General features: G+C 48.5%; 18 protein-coding genes and 1 riboswitch. Of the genes, 10 read left to right on the top strand and 8 right to left on the bottom strand.

Annotation, left to right across the window (positions count from 1 at the left end):
* Positions 1-24: 24 nt before the first annotated feature.
* Positions 25-1,500, bottom strand: a complete 1,476-nt coding sequence (locus tag KB186_RS14725) for a methyl-accepting chemotaxis protein (protein ID WP_173610370.1) — start codon at positions 1,498-1,500, stop codon at positions 25-27.
* A 155-nt stretch (positions 1,501-1,655) separates the two neighbouring features.
* Here KB186_RS14725 and KB186_RS14720 point away from each other — a divergent pair, with 155 nt between their 5' ends.
* The gene (locus KB186_RS14720) at positions 1,656-2,273 is read left to right on the top strand and encodes a DUF3298 and DUF4163 domain-containing protein (protein ID WP_232773885.1); all 618 of its coding nucleotides are present in this window, start codon (positions 1,656-1,658) and stop codon (positions 2,271-2,273) included.
* A gap of 206 nt (positions 2,274-2,479) precedes the next feature.
* Entirely contained in the window at positions 2,480-2,893 is a 414-nt protein-coding gene (locus KB186_RS14715; protein WP_232773884.1) for a MarR family winged helix-turn-helix transcriptional regulator, read from the top strand.
* 50 nt (positions 2,894-2,943) lie between these two features.
* Here the strand turns inward: KB186_RS14715 and KB186_RS14710 are convergent, their stop codons facing one another.
* From KB186_RS14710 to KB186_RS14700, 3 genes are all read right to left on the bottom strand, one after another.
* Entirely contained in the window at positions 2,944-3,222 is a 279-nt protein-coding gene (locus KB186_RS14710) for a hypothetical protein (RefSeq protein WP_232773883.1), read from the bottom strand.
* Positions 3,197-3,529, bottom strand: a complete 333-nt coding sequence (locus KB186_RS14705; RefSeq protein WP_173610366.1) for a hypothetical protein — start codon at positions 3,527-3,529, stop codon at positions 3,197-3,199. Before KB186_RS14705 ends, KB186_RS14710 begins: the two co-directional genes overlap by 26 nt.
* Before the next feature lie 183 nt (positions 3,530-3,712).
* Positions 3,713-5,146: an NAD(P)/FAD-dependent oxidoreductase gene (locus KB186_RS14700; RefSeq protein ID WP_232773882.1), complete on the bottom strand. Its 1,434-nt coding sequence runs from the start codon at positions 5,144-5,146 to the stop codon at positions 3,713-3,715.
* Positions 5,147-5,198: 52 nt separating this feature from the next.
* A riboswitch (purine riboswitch) is annotated at positions 5,199-5,298 on the bottom strand.
* A 299-nt stretch (positions 5,299-5,597) separates the two neighbouring features.
* Between KB186_RS14700 and KB186_RS14695 the strand changes: the two genes are divergently transcribed.
* Complete coding sequence (locus KB186_RS14695; protein ID WP_232773881.1) at positions 5,598-6,785, top strand: amino acid deaminase/aldolase; 1,188 nt, start codon at positions 5,598-5,600, stop codon at positions 6,783-6,785.
* On the top strand, positions 6,773-8,089 hold the full coding sequence (locus KB186_RS14690) for a D-arabinono-1,4-lactone oxidase (RefSeq protein ID WP_232773880.1): 1,317 nt from the start codon (positions 6,773-6,775) through the stop codon (positions 8,087-8,089). The genes KB186_RS14695 and KB186_RS14690 overlap by 13 nt, the downstream gene beginning before the upstream one ends.
* A 77-nt stretch (positions 8,090-8,166) precedes the next feature.
* Here KB186_RS14690 and KB186_RS14685 read toward each other — a convergent pair whose 3' ends face one another.
* Positions 8,167-9,576, bottom strand: a complete 1,410-nt coding sequence (locus KB186_RS14685) for an amino acid permease (protein WP_173610362.1) — start codon at positions 9,574-9,576, stop codon at positions 8,167-8,169.
* A gap of 72 nt (positions 9,577-9,648) precedes the next feature.
* The gene (locus tag KB186_RS14680) at positions 9,649-10,413 is read right to left on the bottom strand and encodes a dimethylarginine dimethylaminohydrolase family protein (RefSeq protein WP_173610361.1); all 765 of its coding nucleotides are present in this window, start codon (positions 10,411-10,413) and stop codon (positions 9,649-9,651) included.
* A 352-nt stretch (positions 10,414-10,765) separates the two neighbouring features.
* Between KB186_RS14680 and KB186_RS14675 the strand changes: the two genes are divergently transcribed.
* From KB186_RS14675 to KB186_RS14655, 5 genes are all read left to right on the top strand, one after another.
* Positions 10,766-11,506 (top strand): IclR family transcriptional regulator, encoded by a 741-nt coding sequence (locus KB186_RS14675; RefSeq protein WP_173610360.1) that lies wholly within the window; start codon positions 10,766-10,768, stop codon positions 11,504-11,506.
* 58 nt (positions 11,507-11,564) lie between these two features.
* The gene (locus tag KB186_RS14670) at positions 11,565-13,202 is read left to right on the top strand and encodes a M20/M25/M40 family metallo-hydrolase (protein ID WP_232773879.1); all 1,638 of its coding nucleotides are present in this window, start codon (positions 11,565-11,567) and stop codon (positions 13,200-13,202) included.
* A 95-nt stretch (positions 13,203-13,297) separates the two neighbouring features.
* Positions 13,298-13,681 (top strand): OsmC family protein, encoded by a 384-nt coding sequence (locus KB186_RS14665; protein WP_007720051.1) that lies wholly within the window; start codon positions 13,298-13,300, stop codon positions 13,679-13,681.
* A gap of 62 nt (positions 13,682-13,743) precedes the next feature.
* Positions 13,744-15,348: a helix-turn-helix domain-containing protein gene (locus tag KB186_RS14660; RefSeq protein ID WP_232773878.1), complete on the top strand. Its 1,605-nt coding sequence runs from the start codon at positions 13,744-13,746 to the stop codon at positions 15,346-15,348.
* 43 nt (positions 15,349-15,391) lie between these two features.
* Entirely contained in the window at positions 15,392-16,366 is a 975-nt protein-coding gene (locus KB186_RS14655; protein ID WP_232773877.1) for an ABC transporter substrate-binding protein, read from the top strand.
* 390 nt (positions 16,367-16,756) lie between these two features.
* Here KB186_RS14655 and cls read toward each other — a convergent pair whose 3' ends face one another.
* Together cls and KB186_RS14645 are read right to left on the bottom strand one after the other, a co-directional pair.
* Complete coding sequence (gene cls / locus KB186_RS14650; RefSeq protein WP_173610355.1) at positions 16,757-18,205, bottom strand: cardiolipin synthase; 1,449 nt, start codon at positions 18,203-18,205, stop codon at positions 16,757-16,759.
* Between the two features lie 82 nt (positions 18,206-18,287).
* The gene (locus tag KB186_RS14645; RefSeq protein WP_232773876.1) at positions 18,288-19,232 is read right to left on the bottom strand and encodes an aminopeptidase; all 945 of its coding nucleotides are present in this window, start codon (positions 19,230-19,232) and stop codon (positions 18,288-18,290) included.
* A gap of 293 nt (positions 19,233-19,525) precedes the next feature.
* Between KB186_RS14645 and KB186_RS14640 the strand changes: the two genes are divergently transcribed.
* Positions 19,526-20,809 (top strand): HAD family hydrolase, encoded by a 1,284-nt coding sequence (locus KB186_RS14640; protein ID WP_173610353.1) that lies wholly within the window; start codon positions 19,526-19,528, stop codon positions 20,807-20,809.
* Positions 20,810-20,837 lie beyond the last annotated feature (28 nt).

The raw sequence follows: 20,837 nt of genomic DNA, 5'->3' as shown, positions 1-20,837 counted from the left end.
TTAACTTGGCGAGAAGCACAGCCTCTAATTTACGTGAAAGGTTTGCTGGAGGCGATGAGACAACGTATTCAACTCGCCCAGCTCTTCCGTAATCTCACGCACTTTTTGATGCTGGTTTTCTGCTGTCGCAAACAGCTCTTCTAGGTTGGCTACCGATTCCTCGGTTACCGCTGTAATGGTCGACATCTCGATGGCAACTTCGCCGGAACGCACTTTTACCCGGTCCATGCTGGAGCTTACTTGATCAGCAGCTTCCAGGAAGGCCATCATCCCGGCACGCACGGCTTCGATGGAGGCCACTGTTTTTACGGCCAGCTCTTGGCCTTTTGCAACAGACACTTCCCCATTGCTCATATGCTGCACCGCATTCTCACTTTCCTGGTGGAGTGACTTGAGAATGTCGGTAATTTCCTGCGTAGCTGTCGCGCTTTGTTCTGCCAGCTTGCGTACCTCATCCGCTACAACAGCAAATCCCCGACCATGCTCGCCTGCACGCGCCGATTCAATCGCCGCATTCAGTGCCAAGAGATTCGTTTGTGTCGCGATCTGATTAATAGCGCCGACAATTTCCTCTACGCGATTCGCCTGTCGATTGAGCTGGTGAATCGTAGAAGCTGCCACATTGACTGCCTGTACAATTTGCTCCATCTGCGAGGACAGCTCGTTCATCATCTGAACACTTTCTGTCAGGCGACGGTTATTTTGTTGCGATTCAGTTTTCATTGCGTTGGTCTGTGTTGTGACCGCCTCGATTTCCTGATCGATAGATTGAACCTCTTCTTCGATCTTCACCGTAGAATTCGCCTGCGATTCCATACCGACGGCGACTTCCTTGAAGGCTACCATCATTTCATCGGTATTGCGCTTTGTACCTTCCGCATGCTCATGCACATGATCGCTGGTACGATCCAGCTGCTCGGTCATTTGCTGGATGTTCAAAAGCATTTCTCCCAAACGGCGCTCCTTCTCTTCCGCTTCCTGCCTTGCGTCGTGCGCTTTTTGCAGGGAGGCTTGTCCGGCGAGACACAGATACGTGACGGCTCCCATCATCATGAGAAGCGTGACAATACGCATAAGCAAATTGAGCTCCGAAAAATCACCATCGAAGATCTGGTAGGTTCCTGTGTAGAACCCGATAACCGTGACAATGATTTGGGTAATTCCCGCTGTTACGACCAGCTTCCAATCCAAATAGGCTGCCAAAAAGCCCATGACGATAAAAGCGAGGAAGGTGATCTCTTGGTAATCGGTAAAGTGATCGAATGAAATCGCATAGAACATGAGTCCAATTGCTACCAGATAACGAATCACAAGACTATCTTTGCGAATGAAATAATACGGCGAAACAATTAAAGTGACCAGCAATCCCAAGGACGTCACTTTCCAGAAGTTCACATCCACTTGGTAGGCAATGAGTCCCGCCATCCACAAATGATTCCATAGGATGAAAATCATAAAGCCTTCTTTGTCAGTCAAGGTATTGCGAATCAATTGAATCATAATTGCCCCCCTTTTCCTTATTACTTATGTATCGGATTCTTTCCCCATTATATAGCCAAACCTTTGCCAAATTTGTGAAAAAAGTGAGAACAGCCAAAAACAATTTCGAATAGGCTATTACACAACTCACACGTACAGGAGGCAAACGGAAAAAAGTGGAACTCAATCAATTGCCAGCTACTGTGCTGACACGTACGATCAGCCGTCCGAACACCACGATTTACTATCCCCAATTGGCAGGCCTAGCCAACCAGCAAGCGGAAAAAGATATCAACCGGGCGATTTATCAAACGGTTCAAGGCTTAATTCATGAGCAACAACGGGTCCAGGTACCGGGAAATACAGAAATGCAAGGAAGCTACGAAATCAAGACAAACGAACGCGGTATTTTCAGCGTCGTGTTGAGCAACTACGCCTACACACCGCAAATGGCACACGGCATGACCTTCCTCGGGTCGATCACCGCAGATATCCAAACAGGCAAGCTGTATACGCTGCGTGAATTATTCAAGCCAGGAAGCGATTACGTCAAGGTAATTTCCGAAAACATCCAGCGTCAAATCAAAGAAAGAAACATCCCCACTCTTAATGGCTTTACTTCGATTAAGCCCGATCAAGATTATTATCTCGCCGATAAAGCACTGGTCATTTACTTCCAGTTGTACGAAATTACTCCTTACTACGTCGGTTTCCCCATGTTCCCCATTTCGGTCTATGAACTGGAGCCGATCATCAATGAAAAAGGGCCACTGAGTATCTTGTCCGCAGATTAATGCACTGTACCGCCGTATTTTCCACCCAGGCGAGCGTCTTCTTCCATGACACTCGCCTGATTCTATTTGTGTCAGAAAATCCATTATTTCGCCATCGAATAAACGTTTACTTATATGTCCGAAACTGCTAGTATGTTATTGTACATATTTACTTAAGCAATAAAGCTTACGATATATCGGACCAGCTTTCCTGGAGGTATATACTCATGCATTATTATGGTCATCGAATTAGCCAAACCGCAAGAATATTCAGTAAATCACTCAATGGGTCTATGGCTCCCATGGGATTATACAGCTCGCAATGGGGTATTATCCTTTGCTTGCATTATCGTGAATCGCTCACCCAGGTTCAATTGAGCAATTACCTGAATGTGGAAGCGCCGACGATTACCCGGACTCTCACTCGATTGGAAGAGATGGGCTGGATCATTCGCTCAGAGGGTGATGACAAGCGTGAGCGCTATGTGTCCTTGTCTCCACAAGCAATCGAACGGTTCCCGGAATGGCTGGAGGCTGCCAAAGAGCAAGAGGAACAGGCACTCCGCGGCCTTGACGAAGCAGAACTTGCTATTTTTAACCGCGTATTGAAAAAAATGAACGATAATTTGCAGCCGTCGTAACAAGTAAAAAATGACTTCGCCCAAAAGCAGTTTGGTGAAGTCATTTTTTGTTAGCCATTTTTCCTTGTGCTATCGATGATGGTGTTGAGCTCTTGCTCCAATTGAATCAGCTCAAGCTGTATCTGTTGCTTTTGCAATTGTTTTTTCTGTTGCAGCATTTGTTTTTTCAAATCACTTGATTCTTTGTCATTTGCCTCTTTCCCTGTAGAAGAAGTATCCTGGTCCGGTTCTACCTGTCCAGTCGAGCCTATAGCAGCGAGGAAGGCACCCAGAACTGCGATCCACCCGCCTACCGCTACCAGCTCATTCGCCAGATTTTTGTCGATCATCCTTCTTCCCTCCGTTTTTGCATGGCTTCTCCTGTAAATTCTTCTTTATATCTTGAACACTGTCGCGTAATTGGGCAATTTGCTCTTCAATTCGTTTGAATTGCTTATCTTCATCGTCGTCATTGCCATTTTTGTTCTTCCCATTGACTTGCTTGTTTAATTGAATGAGGGGCTGTATCAACTTTTCATTGTCGCAGGCAGGCTTTTGACTTAATCTGGTTGTTTTATCAATGGCGAGTATGACAAAACCAATGGAAATAATCCAAAGTGCAATTACAGCGGTATCGTCATCATCACAAAAAAACATAGATACCTCCCTGCCAACAAAAGGTCGTGGTTTGATTATTGGCCCTTCTATACAATACGCTTCTGCCTAATTCCTCGTGACATATCGAGATCATTACTTTCCCGATACTGCTTCCTCATGAAAAAAGGCTCCCACCAAGCACAAGCGTGCCCGGCAAGAAGCCTATTTGATAAGATCTATTCGTTATTGCATGCGCTTCGCGATATTGCGAGCCATCCAGACCCCAGCAGCTCCGGCCTGAGCCAGACCACGCGTAATTCCTGCACCATCCCCGCCACAGAACAATCCCTTGATTTCTGTTTCGAATTCCTCAGTCAGTTTTGGACGAGCTGAGTAGAATTTCGCTTCCACTCCGTAGAACAACGTGTGTTCGGAGGCGATCCCCGGTGTTACCTTGTCCAGTGCCTCCACCATCTCGATCAAACTTTTCATCGTGTTGTAAGGCAACACGAGTCCCAGGTCACCCGGTACCGCTTCCTTCAAAGTAGGCTCCAAGAAGCCTTCCTTAATACGCGACTCAGTAGAACGGCGACCACGCAAAATATCGCCGTACTTCTGCACGATGACCCCACCGCTTGACAGATCATTCGCTCGCTTGCAAATTTCTCTTGCGTACTCATTCGGCTTGTCAAACGGCTCTGTAAACGTATGTGATACCAAGAGCGCAAAGTTCGTATTCATCGAGCCCAGCGCCGGGTCTTTGTAAGAGTGCCCGTTTGCCGCCATCACTCCACTGTGGTTTTCTACGACCACGTGGCCTGATGGATTACTGCAGAACGTCCGTACACGCGTTCCGACAGATGTATTGAAAATGAATTTTCCTTCGTACAGGTGCTCATTGATTTCGCGCATGACGACATCGGACGTCTCCACACGTACGCCTACGTCGACTTGATTGTTGTACATTTTCAGGCGGCGCTTTTTCAGAATATCCGTCAACCATGCGGAGCCGTCCCGGCCTGGTCCGATTACCACGTAATCAGCTTCATACTCTTGTCCGTTTTTCAAGACGACACCTCTTACCTGATGTCCGTCTGCTTCTTTCACCGTAATGATGTCCGCGACCTCTGTCTTGAACATCATGTCGATATGCTTTTTCAAATGCTCGAAGATCGACTGGAGAATCTCCAGGTTTTGCTCCGTTCCCAAGTGACGCACCTGCGCTCGCAACAGCTTGAGTCCTGCTGCATAACCGCGCTGCTCGATGCTCTTGATCGTCTCTGTGGTCGGGTCCGTAATCGATTGGGTTGCCCCATGCTCCAAATTGATTTCATCTACGTATTTAATCAGCCCAAGTACAGTGGAAGGGCTGAGATAGTCTGTCATCCAACCGCCAAATTCGGTGGTGATGTTAAATTTCCCATCGCTATAGGCGCCTGCTCCACCAAAACCACTGGTAATCGAACAGGCCGGCAAACAGCCTGCGAAATCTTTTTTTCCTGCTGGCGGCGGGCAGAGCTTGATCTTTTCTTCCAAGATCGGACAGCGTCTGCTATAGATGTCATGCCCTTTATCAATCAACAGCACCTTGGCATTCGGTGCTTTGCGCATTACCTCGTAGCATGTAAAAATCCCTGCTGGTCCTGCTCCTACAACGATTACATCAAACTTATTCATGTCGTTCCCTCCCCGAAAAAATGCAAAAAATTCCCGGCCGACGAATAGGGTATACCAAAACTGCCCTATTCGTAGCCGGGAATTTACGGTTCCCTGTAGAGACCCTCAAACCATATTTCTGAGGATATACGAATACAAATCACTATTTCATTCGTCAAGCCTGTGTTGTTCTTCACAACAATATGTATAGTAGCTTATAAGGTGAATCAAGTCAACCGAAGACAGCCCATTTATTCGTCTTTTAAAGTTATTTTTATCGTAAACATGCCTTTACAATCTGTAAACACATCAAAACACGAATATTAAAAAGCGAACATTCGTTATTTCCGTTCATGACCCTCTTTGTCAGGAAGGAATCAAACAGAAATGGATAGAATAGATAGAATTTTAAGAAATATCTACAGTTCTTCTTTTCATTCAAATCCAGTCCAAAAAAGGATGGGGCCTGTACATGCGGGATTATCGCTATTATCAGTCTGCCTTTGCCGGTGTTCCCAAGCCGTTCGCTTTCGTCGACCTAGATCTGCTGGAGGAAAATGCGGAGCAAATCAGTCTGCAACGCAATGGAAAACCCGTTCGAATCGCGAGCAAATCGATCCGAAGCGTTGCCATTCTCAAACATGTATTGCAGTTGGACGATGGCTTTCGTGGTCTCATGTGCTATTCCGCTCCTGAGGTGCTTCACCTGTGCGAGGCAGGCTTCGATGACCTGCTGCTTGGCTATCCGCTCTGGGAAAAAAGCTGGCTTTTGTCAATCGCCTCTGAAATTAAGAACGGACGCTCCATTACATTGATGATCGACTCTCTCCCTCATGTCGAACAGCTCGAACAAATCGCCCGGGAAACGGGAACCAGACTGCCGGTCTGTCTCGATATCGACATGTCGTCTGATGTGTTGGGGCTGCATTTTGGCGTCTGGCGCTCGCCACTTCGCTCTCTCGAGGCGTCCCTCTCCCTTGCCCAGCGCGTTGCTTCCTCCGATCATCTCTACCTGGATGGTGTCATGGGGTACGAAGCTCAAATTGCTGGCGTAGGTGATCGATACCCTCGTCAATTCCTGAAAAACAGCATCATTCGTCTTCTCAAGCAATATTCCGTGAAAGAAGTGGCTGCTCGACGTGCCACACTGGTGCATGCCATTCGCGAGCTAGGCATATCTCTCCGCTTCGTAAACGGTGGAGGAACGGGCAGCTTGCACTTGACCGGGAAAGAAGACGCCGTTACAGAGGTTACAGCAGGCTCCGGATTTTTTTCGCCCGGGCTTTTTGACTACTTTCAAGATTTTCGATTTCATCCTGCTGCCGGATTTGCCATCGAGATTATCCGCAAGCCCGCAGCGCATATCTACACATGTGCCGGCGGAGGCTACATCGCCTCTGGTTCTGCTGGGCGTGACAGACTCCCCAAGCCTTACTTGCCAGCGGGAGCAAAGCTGTTTCTCAACGAAGGAGCAGGGGAAGTACAGACACCCATCCACTATCAAGGCATGGAAACGCTGGAGCTGGGAGACCCGATCTTTTTTCGCCATGCCAAAGCTGGCGAGCTCTGCGAACGTTTTACCCGGCTGTATTGCATCTCTGGCGGGAAAATCATCGAGGAAGTGACCACCTATCGGGGGGATGGATTATGCTCACTGTAAAGAAGCACGCGAATCACTGGAGCAATTGGACTGGAAATGTACAAAGCCAGCCGAAGCAAGTCGCAATGCCAGAGTCCGTAGATGAGGTCGTGCAGCTTGTCCTTGCTTGCAAGAAGGCAGGTACACGGATTCGAGTCGTCGGCTCCGGTCATTCCTTCACTCGTCTCGTCCAGACAGAAGACTGCTTGCTATCCCTGGATCATCTCCAAGGAATCGTCAGTGTAGACCCTGCCTCTGATACCGTTGAAGTCTGGGCAGGCACCAAGCTCAAGACACTCGGACAACTCCTGCATCAAGCGGGCTACTCACAAGAAAACCTCGGAGACATTAACGCCCAGTCCATTGCAGGGGCTGTCAGCACCGGAACACATGGCACAGGCATTCATTTTGGCAGCATCTCCACGCAAGTCGTCGGGCTGACAGTCGTGACCGCATCCGGGGAGGTTTTGGAAGTATCCGAGCAGGCCCGGTCTCAGCTGTTCAAAGCCATGCAAGTCTCTCTTGGTCTCTTGGGCATCATCGTGCGCGTCAAGCTGCGTGTCCTCCCAGCCTATCGCCTGCGCTACCAAAGCCGTCGCATGCCTCTCGAGAAGTGCCTGTCCTCTCTGGAGACGTTCAAAACCGAGCATCGGCATTTCGAATTTTTTATCTTCCCGTATTCGGACACCGTTCAGGTGAAATTTATGAACGAGACCAGCGATCCCCCTAGCGGCAATCAGCGATGGAGCTATTTGAAAAAAATGGTGGTGGAGAATGGGTTGTTTTGGCTCTTGTCCGAGAGCTGCCGATTGCGTCCTTCTCTCACCAAAAGCGTCAGCAGGCTGTCCGCCCAAAGCGTTCCCTCTGTCCATGAAAGCGGCTACAGCCATCAGCTTTTCGCCACCCCTCGCCTTGTGCGTTTTTACGAAATGGAATACTGCTTTCCTGCCGAGCATATGGGTGATGCCATACGGGAGCTCCGTCAGGCGATTGAGCAAGAGCGCTTTGCCGTTCATTTTCCGCTTGAATGCCGGTACGTGAAAAAGGACGACATCTGGCTCAGTCCCGCCTATGAGCGTGATAGTGCCTTCATTGCCGTCCACATGTACAAGGGAATGCCGTACGAAGCGTATTTTGCCCGGATGGAGGAAATTTTCGCCCGATATGGCGGACGTCCGCACTGGGGGAAAATGCACAGTATGACCACAGAGAGGCTTCATCAAGTCTATCCTCGCTTGCCCGATTTCCTCGCCATTCGCTCTGAGCTTGACCCTGACGGCTTGTTTGTGAATTCGTATTTAGCCGAGTTGTTCGGAATATCCTGAAGACCATCCTTACGCCACAAAAATGCCCCCGACCAGATCATTCATGGCAGGGGCATTTTTCTATCGAGCAGAACAACTTAGCCTTGCGTTGGAAGATTCGGTTTATGCGCCTTTTTGCGTCCATAGCGCACATAATAGAAGGTATAGAACAGCACGAGCGCACCAATTCCGTAGAAGAGGCCTATTCGCTGTGTCGGGTCAAACGCCGGGAAGATAAGAATGAATGTGCAAATAGCCAGACACAGGAGCGGCATCACTGGGTAAAACGGTGCTACAAACTGTAAATCTTCTATTTTTCCACCCTCACGCAAGTATTGACGGCGGAAGTTGAATTGAGAGAGAGCAATCCCCATCCACGTGAAGGTGACCGCAATACCGGATACAGACATGAGCAGCACGTATACCGTATCCGCTGCAACCACGCTGGTTAACAAGGACAGAAGCGAGAACGCCAGCGTTGCCAAGAGTGCGTTCAAGGGCACTTTACGCTTGGTCAACTTTCCAAAAACAGGATGCGCCATATTGCTATGGGAAAGGGACCACAACAAGCGAGTGGCTGCGTACAAGCATGAGTTCCCGACAGACAACAAAGCCGTCAAGATGACGAAGTTCATGATATCCGCTGCAAAAGGAATCCCCACTGCATCAAATACCGTCACAAACGGGCTTTCCAAGAGCCCCAGCTCACTTGATGGAAAGAGGGCGGACAAGATCGTGACCGACGCCACATAGAACACGAGAATACGAAACACAACGTTGCGAATCGCCCGCGGAATGGTCTTTTGCGGGTCTTCTGCTTCCCCGGCTGCGATTCCGATCAACTCAGAGCCTTGATAAGAGAATACGACGTTCATCATCGTCACAAAGACAATCGCAATGCCAAACGGGAATAGTCCCCCATCTGCTGAAAAGTTGGAGAGAAACGGAGCGGGTCTTCCTTCCATACTGACAATACCGAATATAGCACCTAGTCCGACAATAATAAACATAAGGACAGCCAACACTTTAATTCCGGCAAACCAGTACTCCGTTTCGGCAAACCCTTTTGTCGTCAACGCATTGAAGGCAAAGAGCAAAACGATAAAGAGCGCGCACCAAATCCAAATCGGCGTATCCGGGAACCACCGTTGCATGACCATACCCGCGGCAGTAAACTCTACCCCGGCCGTTGTAGCAGACCCTAGCCAATACATCCATCCCAGTGTAAACCCGCTCGCCGGACCAATATACTGGCTGGCGTAGGCTTGGAAAGAGCCTGTTACTGGCATTTTTACAGAAAGCTCACCCAGGCATGTCATGACCAAGTACAACAAAATCCCGCCGATGATATAGGCGACAAGTGCTCCGCCAGGTCCAGCCTGATTGATCGTGAAACCAGCGTTGAGGAAGAGCCCTGTCCCGATGACACCGCCTAACGACAGCATAAACAAGTGGCGACTTTTCATGGAGCGTTGTAGCTGTGTGTCTCTTTCATTCCCAGTGTTCATAAGATTCCTCTCTTTCACCTGCTTTTTAAGAGGTCTATCAGGGGGCTATAAAAGAAGAGAGAACTGCCTGCGCTAGAAACGCAGGGACAGGCAGCTCAATCCTCCGTCTTGTTTTTGGAATTCAGACATTTCCAGCTCAATCACATTGTAACCAGCGTCAGTGATTTGCTTTTTCGTGCTCTCAAAGCCCTTTGGAATAATCACGTAGTCGTTGATATGGATGCAGTTCGCTGAGTACTCGACTTCTTTTTCCACGACCAGATGCTTGTACTGGCTAAACACTTCAGAATCGATGAACTCGCCAGCCAGAACCAGCAAGTCATTGCCAAGGTAGGCGATACCTGTTTTCAGGTGGAAAAACTCTTTCAACGGGACAATGGTGACTTCATATCCGTATTTAGAGAGAATCTCGCGGAACTGGATGGCTCCTTCTTCATTGGTGCGTGTCGACAGACCGACATAGAAATGGTTGTCTACCTGCATGACATCTCCACCATCGAGGAAGCCAGGGGCCTGAATATATTCAATCGTGTCATAAAAACGAGGAAGCACCAATTTCATATCCTCAATTTCACCATTGCGGCTTTCTGCACCGGGATTGGTGATGACGGCGCACTTTTCCGTGAGGACAGCTGTGTCTTCCACAAACGTAGAATCCGGGAAACGCTCGTCCGCTTCCAGAACAGTTACATCCAGACCTGTCTGTTTCAGCGCTTCTACATAAGCGGCATGCTGTTTAAGAGCAAGTTCAAAATCAGGTGTACCCAAATCAGAAGTCGTCAAACCATTTACATAACTCTTTCCCGGTTTTCTTACAATCGCACGTGAAAATTTCATGATGATAGATCTCCCTTCTGTTTTCGAATCTTGCTTTTGTCTAACAGTGGGCGACGGAGAAACGAGCATGTAAACGCTTCCTCATTTGCTGCTTTTTGCTTGTTCATCGCCACCATATTGCATTCATTTTCTCTGAGCAATCACCCAGAAATATTCCGCATTGTGGAATCGCTTCTGCAATACAAAATTACACTCTTAATGTAAAATAGTTTCAAATTTTTTGTCAATAAATTTTTGTCTCGTCTAAATTATATTGATTCGGCTGAAAAATTCTGATAGATTGAGGTCATATTAAGCTGGCGTGACATGCAATGAGCAGTCACTATGCAACAAAGCCAGGAGGTAACCCACGTTGGTACAATCGATTGACCGGGCGATGAGCATCATCTCCGTCCTGGTATCAGATCCTAACAAGCAGCATTGGTCCATCTCGGAAATTGCTGAACAAACGGACCTGCCGCTGAGTACGGTACATCGTTTAATTAGCAGCCTCATCAAGCATGGACTCATCCTCCAGGTTCCTGAGAGCAAGCAGTACAAGGTCGGCTATACGTGGATGGAAATCGGGCTACGCATCCTGGACAAGATGGATATGCGCGCTGTCGCCCGAACTGTCATGGAGCAACTGGCAGCAGACGTACGAGAAACTGTCTATCTGAACATTCCACAGGGCTCACATGCCATCGTACTCGAACGAGTGGAAGGTCCCATGTCTGTCAGAAGCATGGATAATCTGGGCGAGCGTATTCCGCTGCATATCGGTGCGGCAAACAAAACGATTCTCGCCAATATGAATCCAACCGAAGCAGAGCAAATCGTGACCGATTTAGTCCCGGATGCAGAAAAACGTCGCGAGCTGTTAGAACGACTGCCAGAAATCAGACAAAACGGCTATGCAGTCAGCTACGGTGAGAAAACCGAGGGTACCGCATCCATTGCCGCTCCTATCTTCGGCGTTAACCAAAAGGTCGTAGGTGCTTTGAGTATCGGCGTTCCGAGCTATCGAATCAACGAGCAGCTCTTGTCCTCACTCATTGAACAAGCCCAACAAAGTGCCAAAGAAATTTCCCACAAGATCGGTGCCTTACCTTAATTTTTTTGCCCACTAACCGGAAACAGTTTTCACTATACGGAAAACGGAGGCGTTTTTTATGCAAAAATGGCAAACAAAAGAGCAGCTCATCGATCTCTTGTGCAATTTGGTAAGCATCCCAAGCATTACAGGATCATCTGCCGAGAAGGACTTGCCTGGCTACGTCGTCGATCAGCTTCGTACCCTGCCTTATTATCAAGCCAATCCCGATCATGTGCGTGCGAATCCGACTGAAGATGGGCGCCATTTTGTCACTGCTTTGGTCAAAAAAGAAGGCGTACGGGACACCGTCATTCTCGTCAGCCATTTTGATGTCGTCGACGTCGAGGATTACGGCGCCTGGATGAAGCATGCTTTTGATCCGAAGACCCTCACTCCTCTCTTCCAACAAAACCAAGCCGATATGCCAGCAGACGTTCAACAGGATATTCGAACCGGCAACTGGCTGTTTGGCCGTGGCACCATGGATATGAAATGCGGACTGACACTGCACATGTCGATGATTGAGCAAGCGATTGCTGGAGAGTTCGAGGGCAACATTTTGCTTCTGACCGTCCCTGACGAAGAGGTGAATTCTGTCGGGATGCGGGCAGCAGTCCCAGAGCTTTTGAAAATCGCCGAAGAGTTCGACCTGAGCTATACCACAGTGCTCAACTCGGAGCCGATGTTTACCCGCTATCCAGGGGATACGAATACGTACTTGTACACAGGCTCCATCGGAAAAGTGCTCCCAGGCTTCCTCTGCTACGGCAAAGAAACACATGTCGGCGAGCCTTTTGCCGGGTTGAACGGCAATTACATGGCCTCCCAATTGACATGTGAACTCGAGCTGAACACATCCTTTTGCGAGGTCGTTGAGGGGGAAGCATCTCCTCCACCGACGAACCTGATTCAAAAGGATTTGAAAAAAGAGTACTCTGTGCAAATTCCGCACCGTGCCGTGACGCTATTCAACCTGTTTCTGCTGGAAAAACAAATGGAAGATGTCGTAGAGCCGCTGCTGGAATCGGCAAGAAATGTTGCAGAGCGCATGAAGCAAAATTATCTCAAGCACGCGAGCCAGTTTGCCAACTTCGCGCCGTTTAGCCCGCGTGATCTGTCCATTTCCGTCATGACTTACGAAGAACTGTATGCCTATGCGAAGAAAACGTACGGGGAAGAAAAACTGCGCCAGTTGGAAGCAGACGTGATCGCCAACCGCGGCGACAAGGACGACCGTGACGCCACGATCGAGCTGGTGGATCAGTTAGCGATTCTGTGCAAAGAATTGTCGCCGATGATGATCTTGTTCTTCGCTCCACCGTTTTACCCGGCAGTCAGCTCGCGCAATCATCCTCTGATCCAACAAACGACGGAAGAGATGAAAGCATACGCGAGAGATCAGCACCAGGTCAATTTGGTCAAACAAAACTACTTTGGCGGAATTTCTGACTTAAGCTACGTCGGACTCCAATATCCGGCGGCATCCATGAAGCCATTAGTAGCGAACATGCCTTTGTGGGACAACGGCTACTCCATTCCGCTTCAGGAGCTCGAAGCTTTTGATGTACCTGTCATGAACCTCGGTCCAGTCGGACGTGATGCCCATCAGTGGACAGAACGCCTGGACATCGACTATGCATTTGATACGTTAAAAGACATGCTTCCTCGTTGCATCCAGTCTCTCTTGCAAAATGGGAAAGCTTTGAAGGAATAGCAAAGAGGAAAAGGTTCCGGTACCGATAGATTACTGTCGCACGGGAGCCTTTTTTTCTTATAATGAAGAAAAACCATTTCAAGGGAGGGTTACGCATGGAATTTCAAGCGAAAGAAAATGGCTTTGTCACTCAACTGTCCTACGGTGAGCTGCACGTATCGGGTGATGAACAGTATGGCTTTCGCCCCTACCAGCTCTTGGTATCTTCCATCGCTGTTTGCAGTGGCGGTGTTTTGCGAAAAGTATTGGACAAGATGAGAATGCCGTGCACAGACATGAAGGTAACCGCAGATGTTCAGCGGAATGAGGCAGAGGCAAATCGGGTTGAAAAAATTCACCTCCACTTCATCATTACGGGTGAAAATATGAAAGAAGAAAAAGTGCAAAAAGCAATTGAAGCCGCAAGCAAAAACTGCCCGATGGTCCAATCTGTCAAGGGAAGCATCGTCGTAACCGAGTCCTTCGAATTGGTATCATGACAGGAACTACAGTGCTAACGCCCAGTCCTTTGTTTCTGCTTCAAGACATACAGCAGGTCACCTTGTCACCGACTGAAGAATGGGCGTTTTCCGGCGAATCAACCCATGCTGTGCTCATCGTGACAAAAGGAACGGGCCAGATGCTGAACGAGTCGGATCAACAGGCTCTACTAGATGGAAGTGTACTCATCCTTTCTCGAGAATCTGCGAGGCAAGTACGCCCTGATACAGAAGAGCCACTCCGTCTCCTCGTACTCTATTTTGACGCCCTGCAACAGCAAGAGCAGGTCACCAACGCCTACAGTCCGAGTCTTTCCTGGCATCTTGACCACAGCTCGTGTTTATTTCACCAAGTCGATCACAGTACGGAGCTTGCCCTCACGCTGTATACTCATCGACAAGTCAGTGATCCGTTGGAAGCTTTTCAAAATCAAATTCGCTTTCAGCAATTGCTGCACCTGATTTGGAGCCATGCAGAACGGCAGGCTGCCGTAGAAACATCAAGCGTTGTCGATCAGACTATTTCTTACATGCATACGAATTATGCCGAGCCAATCACCTTGGATGATTTGGCGAATCGAGCTGGCCTTACCCCTCGATATTACACCGAAGTCTTCAAGAAAAAGGTCGGAAAAAGCCCGATTGAATATTTGACGAGCTGCCGGATGGAGCATGCCAAGACGCTTCTGCGCGAATCGAATAAACGATTGCGTGAGGTAGCACGTCTGGTCGGGTATGCCGATGAGTTTTACTTCAGCAGACGCTTTAAGCAGCAGGTCGGCGTGTCCCCGACTGGTTTTGTTCGCATGAATCAGAAGCAAATGGCACCCGTCACCTTTCACTATGCGGAGTATTTATTGGCACTCGGAATCAGACCGATTGGCGCTCCAGAAGAGCAGGTGACTTATTTACGTGAGCAATTACGGATGAAAGAGGCAGATGAGATTGTCAGCCTGCCCGAGAACACACCAGACTTAATCAAACCATTGCAACCGACATTTATTTTGACCGAATCGACAGGGGATAGCGCTGCTTTCTCCAAGATTGCACCTACTCTTGCCCTTCCGTGGCTGGATCGTGATGTATTTGGTCATCTGAAAACGTTGGCCGATGTGCTTGGCATGAAAGACCAGGCACACAGGTGGCTCAAGCAGCATGAACAGAAGGTTTTGAAGGCGAAGCGATGCATCGACGCGCATATTCAAAAGGAAGATACATTCTTGATCCTCAATGTGCGTCCACAGAGCCTATTGGCATACGGCGCCAGAAATATCGGGCATGTTCTGTACAAATCGTTGAAGCTGACACCACCCAAAATGATTCAAGAAGAGTTGACACGCAACCCCAATTTCTGGGCGACCACAATCAACGAGCATCAATTAAGCCAGTATGCAGCAGATTGGCTCTTCGTTCATATTTTTGATGATGATCTCTCACGGGCACACTTCCTAGAGTTAATGAAACAGGATGTCTGGCAACGAATTCCTGCGGTACAAAAAGGACAAGTGGTCATTCTTAATCCGATATGGTTTTCGTATGATCCCCTCTCCCTCGACATTCAGCTGGAAGAGGCTGTCCAAATTTTGACCATGCAAACACCACCACATTGTCCAAAGAAAAACGGAACATTCTCCATGGATGAAAAGAGGGCATTCAGGGTAAGATGAACTCTATTAATGAGAATCATTTTCACTCACGGAGGATATAACGATGAAACGATCATGCATACAAGCTTGGCTGTCAGGATTGATGATTCTTTCCTTGTTCTTGCTCACGGCATGCGGCCAGACAGCCAGCCCCACTCCATCAGCACCTGCGCAAGAAAGTAAAAGCAGCGATACTCGTGTCCTGAAGCACGCAAAGGGCGAATCTACCATTCCTGTGAAGCCTCAGCGCGTCGTAGTTCTGCAATATTTGGGCCCCATGCTTGCCCTTGGGGTGAAGCCAATCGGTGCGTTGAAGGGACATATGGAAGGTCCAGACATGGAGCCACTGGTTAGTGGAATCGAAGTCGTGGGAGATTATGATGCCTATAATCTGGAGAAAATCCTCGAGTTGCAGCCTGACTTGATCCTCACCGGTACCGAAGTCGAGCAACAGGTATATGAAAAACTGACAAAAATTGCGCCTGTCGTGGCGATCGCCTTCGATCAGTATGATGTCTACGGGCATGTACAAAAGGTAGCGGAAGTTCTAGGTCGCGAGGAAGAAGGAAAGGCTTGGGAGCAGAAGTACAAAGCAAAGGTGGAAGAAGCACGTAAGTTGGTCCATGCTAAGGTCGGGAAAGACGAGACTGTTGCAGCACTAAACGTCCGTGCGAAAACGATTAAAATGTACGGTGCTCGCAATATGGGCCATGTTTTGTATAACGATCTTCAGTTGACTCCACCGTCACTCATAAAGAGCGAGATCGAAAAAGACCCGCTGTTTTGGTCAAAAGACGTATCTATGGAGCTTCTACCGGAATATGCAGCCGACCATATTTTCCTGATGCTGTTCCCTGGAGAGGATGCCGCTCAGTATTTGAAAGAAATCGAGCAAAGCAGTCTGTGGAAAAACTTGCCCGCTGTCAAAAAGAATCAGGTTTATGTAGTCAATGTGGATAGATGGCTTGGCTACGATCCCATTCTGATTGAAAAGCAGCTGGATGAAGCTGTGCAGGATTTGACTGGAGCCAAGAAATAATAAGATAGGGCATTCTGGTTTGAGTCAACATAGGGGAGGAGAAGAAAAAGCACAGTTCTCTTCGACTCTGACACGCCCGCAAGGGGGATTGACTGTCCGTCTCCACTTCCAAAAGGGGACCGTCGAGCCAAAGCCACCCTACGGGCGGAAGTTTCTCAAGGAAGAAGTGTTCGACAAGCGGGCCCCCTTTTGGAAGTTCCGACTGGGTAGGCGTTGTCAAGGTCTACGAGCTCTGTGCTTTTTCTTCTCACCAGCTTTATTGGTTCATCGATACCTTTTAAAACTTAGGATGATCATAACTGCCGCATAAATTGTGAATAGGAAAGGACCTGCCAGCCCGTGTTTGTTCACATAGGCTAACAGGTCCTCTCTTGCTTTCCAGTCCAGCTATTATAAAAGCGGAGACAACAGCCGCGTCAACGATTCCAGCAAGCGCAAACGCAGTGGTCGGTTCACATACTCTCCCAATGTCATTTCCCGGCAATCAGCCAGATCGGAGACGAACAGTTCCTCCAGCTCCTTTGCCATCTGCGAATCGTACATAAACGCATTCGTCTCGAAATTCAGCTTGAAGCTGCGAATATCGACGTTGGCCGTTCCTACAGACGACAACTGGGTATCGACCACAATGGCTTTGGCATGCATGAAGCCTTTTTCGTAGAGGAAGCAGCGCACACCGCTCTTTAACAAATCGCCGAGATAAGAGTGGGTCGCCCAGAATACCAACAAATGATCCGGCCTTCCCGGGACCATCACCCGCACATCTACCCCAGACATTGCCGCCATTTTTAGTGCGGTCAGCATACTTTCATCGGGAACGAAATAAGGCGTCTGCAAGTAAATCTTCTTTCGTGCCTTGTAAATCATCTTCAAAAAAGCATGCTTGATTTGCTCTTTTTCCGAGTTTGGCCCGCTCGATACGATCTGAACGCCAATCGTTCCCTCAGCCTCTTGAATCTCAGGAAAATACGCGAGTGACTCATGCATTCTTTTCGGTGCAGACAAATTCCAGTCCAGGAAAAAGCGTGCTTGCAGCATGTACACCGCTCTTCCCTCTATCAGCAAATGGGTGTCACGCCAATACCCCAGCTTCTTATCCTTGCCCAAGTATTCATCCCCGATGTTGAAGCCTCCGATATAGCCAATCTTGCCATCAATAATCGTCAGCTTGCGATGATTCCTGAAGTTGACCCGAAAATTCAGGAACGGAATCTTCGCCGGGAAAAAAGAGGCGACTTCTCCCCCTGCTTCTACCAATGGGCGCAGAAACTTGGATGAGATACCAGAAGAACCTACCGCATCATAGAGCAGTCGAACCTCGACGCCCTCCTTTGCCTTCTTCGTCAACAGTTGAATGAGCTGTTTCCCTAATTCATCGTCATTCAAAATATAGTAGAGCAAATGTATATGCTCGCGTGCTTCTTCCATCTGTTTGAACATGAGGTTAAACAGACTATGGCCTTCCTTAAAAACCTGAATGGTATTATCCTGCGTATAATACGCTCCATCACTTACCACGTTCATGAAAATCATGTCGCGGTGTCTCTCCATCTCAGGGTCGTTGACCTGCAGTTCACCATGGGCAAGCAACTGCTTTTGCCTATCGACCGCAGCTCGAAAATGGGAAAACTCCCCTTCCTTGAGCCGATACAGCTTTTTCTTGCTCAGCTTATGTCCAAAAATCAGGTAAATAATAAAACCGATGCCCGGCAAAAACAGCAAAACCATCAACCAGGCCCAGGTTGCCGCAATGTTACGCCTCTCCATGAAAATAAGAACGGCACCCAAAATCAGGTTACCTATTGTTACTATCGCAATTATCTTTTCAGACAACGCCATCACACCACATCCAGCTCTAGGATTCCTCCCATATTACAACATTTACTATCGGGATTCATCCTTCCTATCCATCTAGTTTATCCTATGTTGCCAATAGTTTTCCGTTCTTCATGATACATTTGTCGTCCAAATACACATCCGGCTCTTTGACAACCAGATCAATATGTACCCCTGCGACAATCGTCCCGCCAAACGTATTGTTGCTACCAAAGGCTACGTGAATCGTTCCGTATACCTTCTCGTCCTCCAGCACAACTCCCGTAATACGCGCCTTGTCATTCGTTCCGATTCCGAATTCACCCAGCATCCGCCCGTCTTGGTCTCCAAGCATTTGCAGGAGGCGTTCAGCCGATGTTCCTTCTGCTTCTGTGATCCGACCATTTTGGACCGTCAGCAACAGTGGCGAATCAATTTTTCCGATACCCGCGATGGAGCCATCGACGAGGATTTGTCCCTCTGCTGTTCCTTCCAATGGGGCAATATACGCTTCTCCGGAAGGCAAATTGCCCGATTCTCCAGGATTGACGTACATGCCAGTACTCGGCACCCCATTGCGGTCTGCGATGGAAAACGTCAGTGACTTGCCCGCTTTTTCGATTCGCACGGTACTTGCCTGTGTCAGCATCTCGGTCACGCGTTCGGTGAGTGCCTTTACTTGTGTATAGTCAGCGGAAATCGCTCCCGCTAGGAACATGTCTTCCGTAATAGCTGGCATGGTAGCCAGTCTCGTACCATTTGCTACTGCTTCTTTGCGTGCTTTTGTATGCGTCAAAGAGTGCTGGGTCACACATACCACCACATCTGCGCTCTTCATCGCCGCTGCAACAGCCGCAGGAGGCTCTTGACCGGACTTTTCCCGCTCCTTCATGACCATCAGCATCGCTTCTGCCCCTAGCTGTTTACCGGCTTCCCAGATCGCTTCACCGATGTCCCGCTTCCGCTCGTCGGCCACCACTAAAAAGGTCTCATTTGCTTGTAATGCAAGGCAATTCATCAAAATGGCTTTGCTTGATTCTATCAATGTCATGTAAGAATCATCCCTTTTCGTCTATCTTATGGTTAGATTATATCCACTTTTTTCTTGCAAACTCTTCTGTCTTCGCTAAATTGGATCGTTAGTCCTGCCCTTACCCTGTTTATCGGAATCTTCTTGCTTTTACTGTTAAATTTAGTATGATTAGAATACAAATGAAAACGCTTAAGACAATGAGGTCTTCTACCCGCGCTTTATCAACAGGCGTGGGGAAGGCCTTTTTCTTTTGAAAAAATGATAGCGTTTTCATTTGGGGGATCGAGAAAAAGAAGAAGGGGATGACAACCATGTCACACAGAAAAGCACAACCCAAAACGTGGTGGCTGACCATGCTGATGATCGTCGCTCTGCTCGCGATGCAGATGCCAGCTTTGGCCAAGGACACCAACGTGCAGATGCTCGACAAGGGGAAATGGGCACCTGCGACTTATCAAGCCGTCCACGAATTGATTGAGAAAAACGGCATCAAGAGTGCCTCCTACAATGCCAAAAAGAAGCCGTATGCCGTTTTTGACTGGGACAATACGAGCATCATGCATGACACTGAGGAAGCGCTGTTTGTTTACCAGATCAACCATTTGGCTTACAAGCTCACTCCAGAAGAATTCGGGAAGGTCATCCGTACGAATGTACCAGAGGGACCGTTTTCCGATTCGTATAAAAATGTCGACGGCAAGCCTGTCACACTCGATGCCATCGCGACTGATCTCGTAGCCGACTACACGTACTTATATCAAAATTATCAAGGTTTTAAAGGAACGAAGTCGCTGGAGGAAGTGACAGCAACAGAGCAATTCGCAGATTTCAAAGCCAAACTGTTTTTCTTGTATGAAGCGATCAACGATACGCACAGCACCTCGATTGGCTATCCATGGATCCTCTACCTCTTTACGAACATGACAGTGGAAGAAGTGCAACAATTGGCGGAAGCATCCAATGATCACAGCCTGGGCATGGCGATTGAAAAAGTAAGCTGGACGAGCCCGAAATCGTTGGCAGGCAAAGCAGGTGTGGTGAAAGCCTCCCATACAACAGGACTGCGCCTCACTCCCGAAGTAGCAAACCTGATGAACACGTTGCGTGCCAATGGCATCGACGTATATGTCGTGAGTGCCTCCCTGGAGGATGTCGTTCGTGTTTTTGCCACTCTCCCGAAATATGGCTACAATCTCCCAGCGGAGAACATCATCGGCATGCGTCTGAAAACAGAAAACGGACGGATTACGAACGTGTACCAGCCTGACTACCCGATCACGGTAGCCCACGGCAAGACGGAAGTGATCCAGAATGTATTGGTGAAAAAATATGGTCATGGCCCTATCTTCATCGCGGGCGATAGCAACGGTGATTTCGAGATGATGACAGAGCTGGACAGCGTGCAGCTCTCGCTCGTCGTAAACCGCGTCAAAGGCGGCAAAATTGGGCAGCAAATTACCAAAGGTGCTGAGCAGATGGGCAAAGCAAACCCGACGGTAGTCCTGCAAGGACGTGACGAGAACACAGGCATGTGGATTCCGAGCGAAGCGACGATCCGACTCGGGCAAAAAGAGCCGCAGTTGGTCGCGAAATAAACAGGAAAAACCGCCCTTTGTACGGGGC

This window comes from Brevibacillus sp. AF8 (genome assembly GCF_021270385.1).
Classification (GTDB): domain Bacteria; phylum Bacillota; class Bacilli; order Brevibacillales; family Brevibacillaceae; genus Brevibacillus.
This window is presented reverse-complemented; position numbering and strand designations above follow the sequence as displayed.

Coding starts and splice junctions, on each gene's coding strand:
- KB186_RS14655 (WP_232773877.1), top strand. CDS start 15,392: ATGAAACGATCATGCATACAAGCTTGGCTGTCAGGATTGATGATTCTT.
- KB186_RS14725 (WP_173610370.1), bottom strand. CDS start 1,500: ATGATTCAATTGATTCGCAATACCTTGACTGACAAAGAAGGCTTTATG.
- KB186_RS14695 (WP_232773881.1), top strand. CDS start 5,598: ATGCGGGATTATCGCTATTATCAGTCTGCCTTTGCCGGTGTTCCCAAG.
- KB186_RS14665 (WP_007720051.1), top strand. CDS start 13,298: ATGGAATTTCAAGCGAAAGAAAATGGCTTTGTCACTCAACTGTCCTAC.
- KB186_RS14710 (WP_232773883.1), bottom strand. CDS start 3,222: ATGATCGACAAAAATCTGGCGAATGAGCTGGTAGCGGTAGGCGGGTGG.
- KB186_RS14640 (WP_173610353.1), top strand. CDS start 19,526: ATGTCACACAGAAAAGCACAACCCAAAACGTGGTGGCTGACCATGCTG.
- KB186_RS14700 (WP_232773882.1), bottom strand. CDS start 5,146: ATGAATAAGTTTGATGTAATCGTTGTAGGAGCAGGACCAGCAGGGATT.
- KB186_RS14715 (WP_232773884.1), top strand. CDS start 2,480: ATGCATTATTATGGTCATCGAATTAGCCAAACCGCAAGAATATTCAGT.
- KB186_RS14705 (WP_173610366.1), bottom strand. CDS start 3,529: ATGTTTTTTTGTGATGATGACGATACCGCTGTAATTGCACTTTGGATT.
- KB186_RS14670 (WP_232773879.1), top strand. CDS start 11,565: ATGCAAAAATGGCAAACAAAAGAGCAGCTCATCGATCTCTTGTGCAAT.
- KB186_RS14690 (WP_232773880.1), top strand. CDS start 6,773: ATGCTCACTGTAAAGAAGCACGCGAATCACTGGAGCAATTGGACTGGA.
- KB186_RS14680 (WP_173610361.1), bottom strand. CDS start 10,413: ATGAAATTTTCACGTGCGATTGTAAGAAAACCGGGAAAGAGTTATGTA.
- KB186_RS14685 (WP_173610362.1), bottom strand. CDS start 9,576: ATGAACACTGGGAATGAAAGAGACACACAGCTACAACGCTCCATGAAA.
- cls (WP_173610355.1), bottom strand. CDS start 18,205: ATGGCGTTGTCTGAAAAGATAATTGCGATAGTAACAATAGGTAACCTG.
- KB186_RS14645 (WP_232773876.1), bottom strand. CDS start 19,232: ATGACATTGATAGAATCAAGCAAAGCCATTTTGATGAATTGCCTTGCA.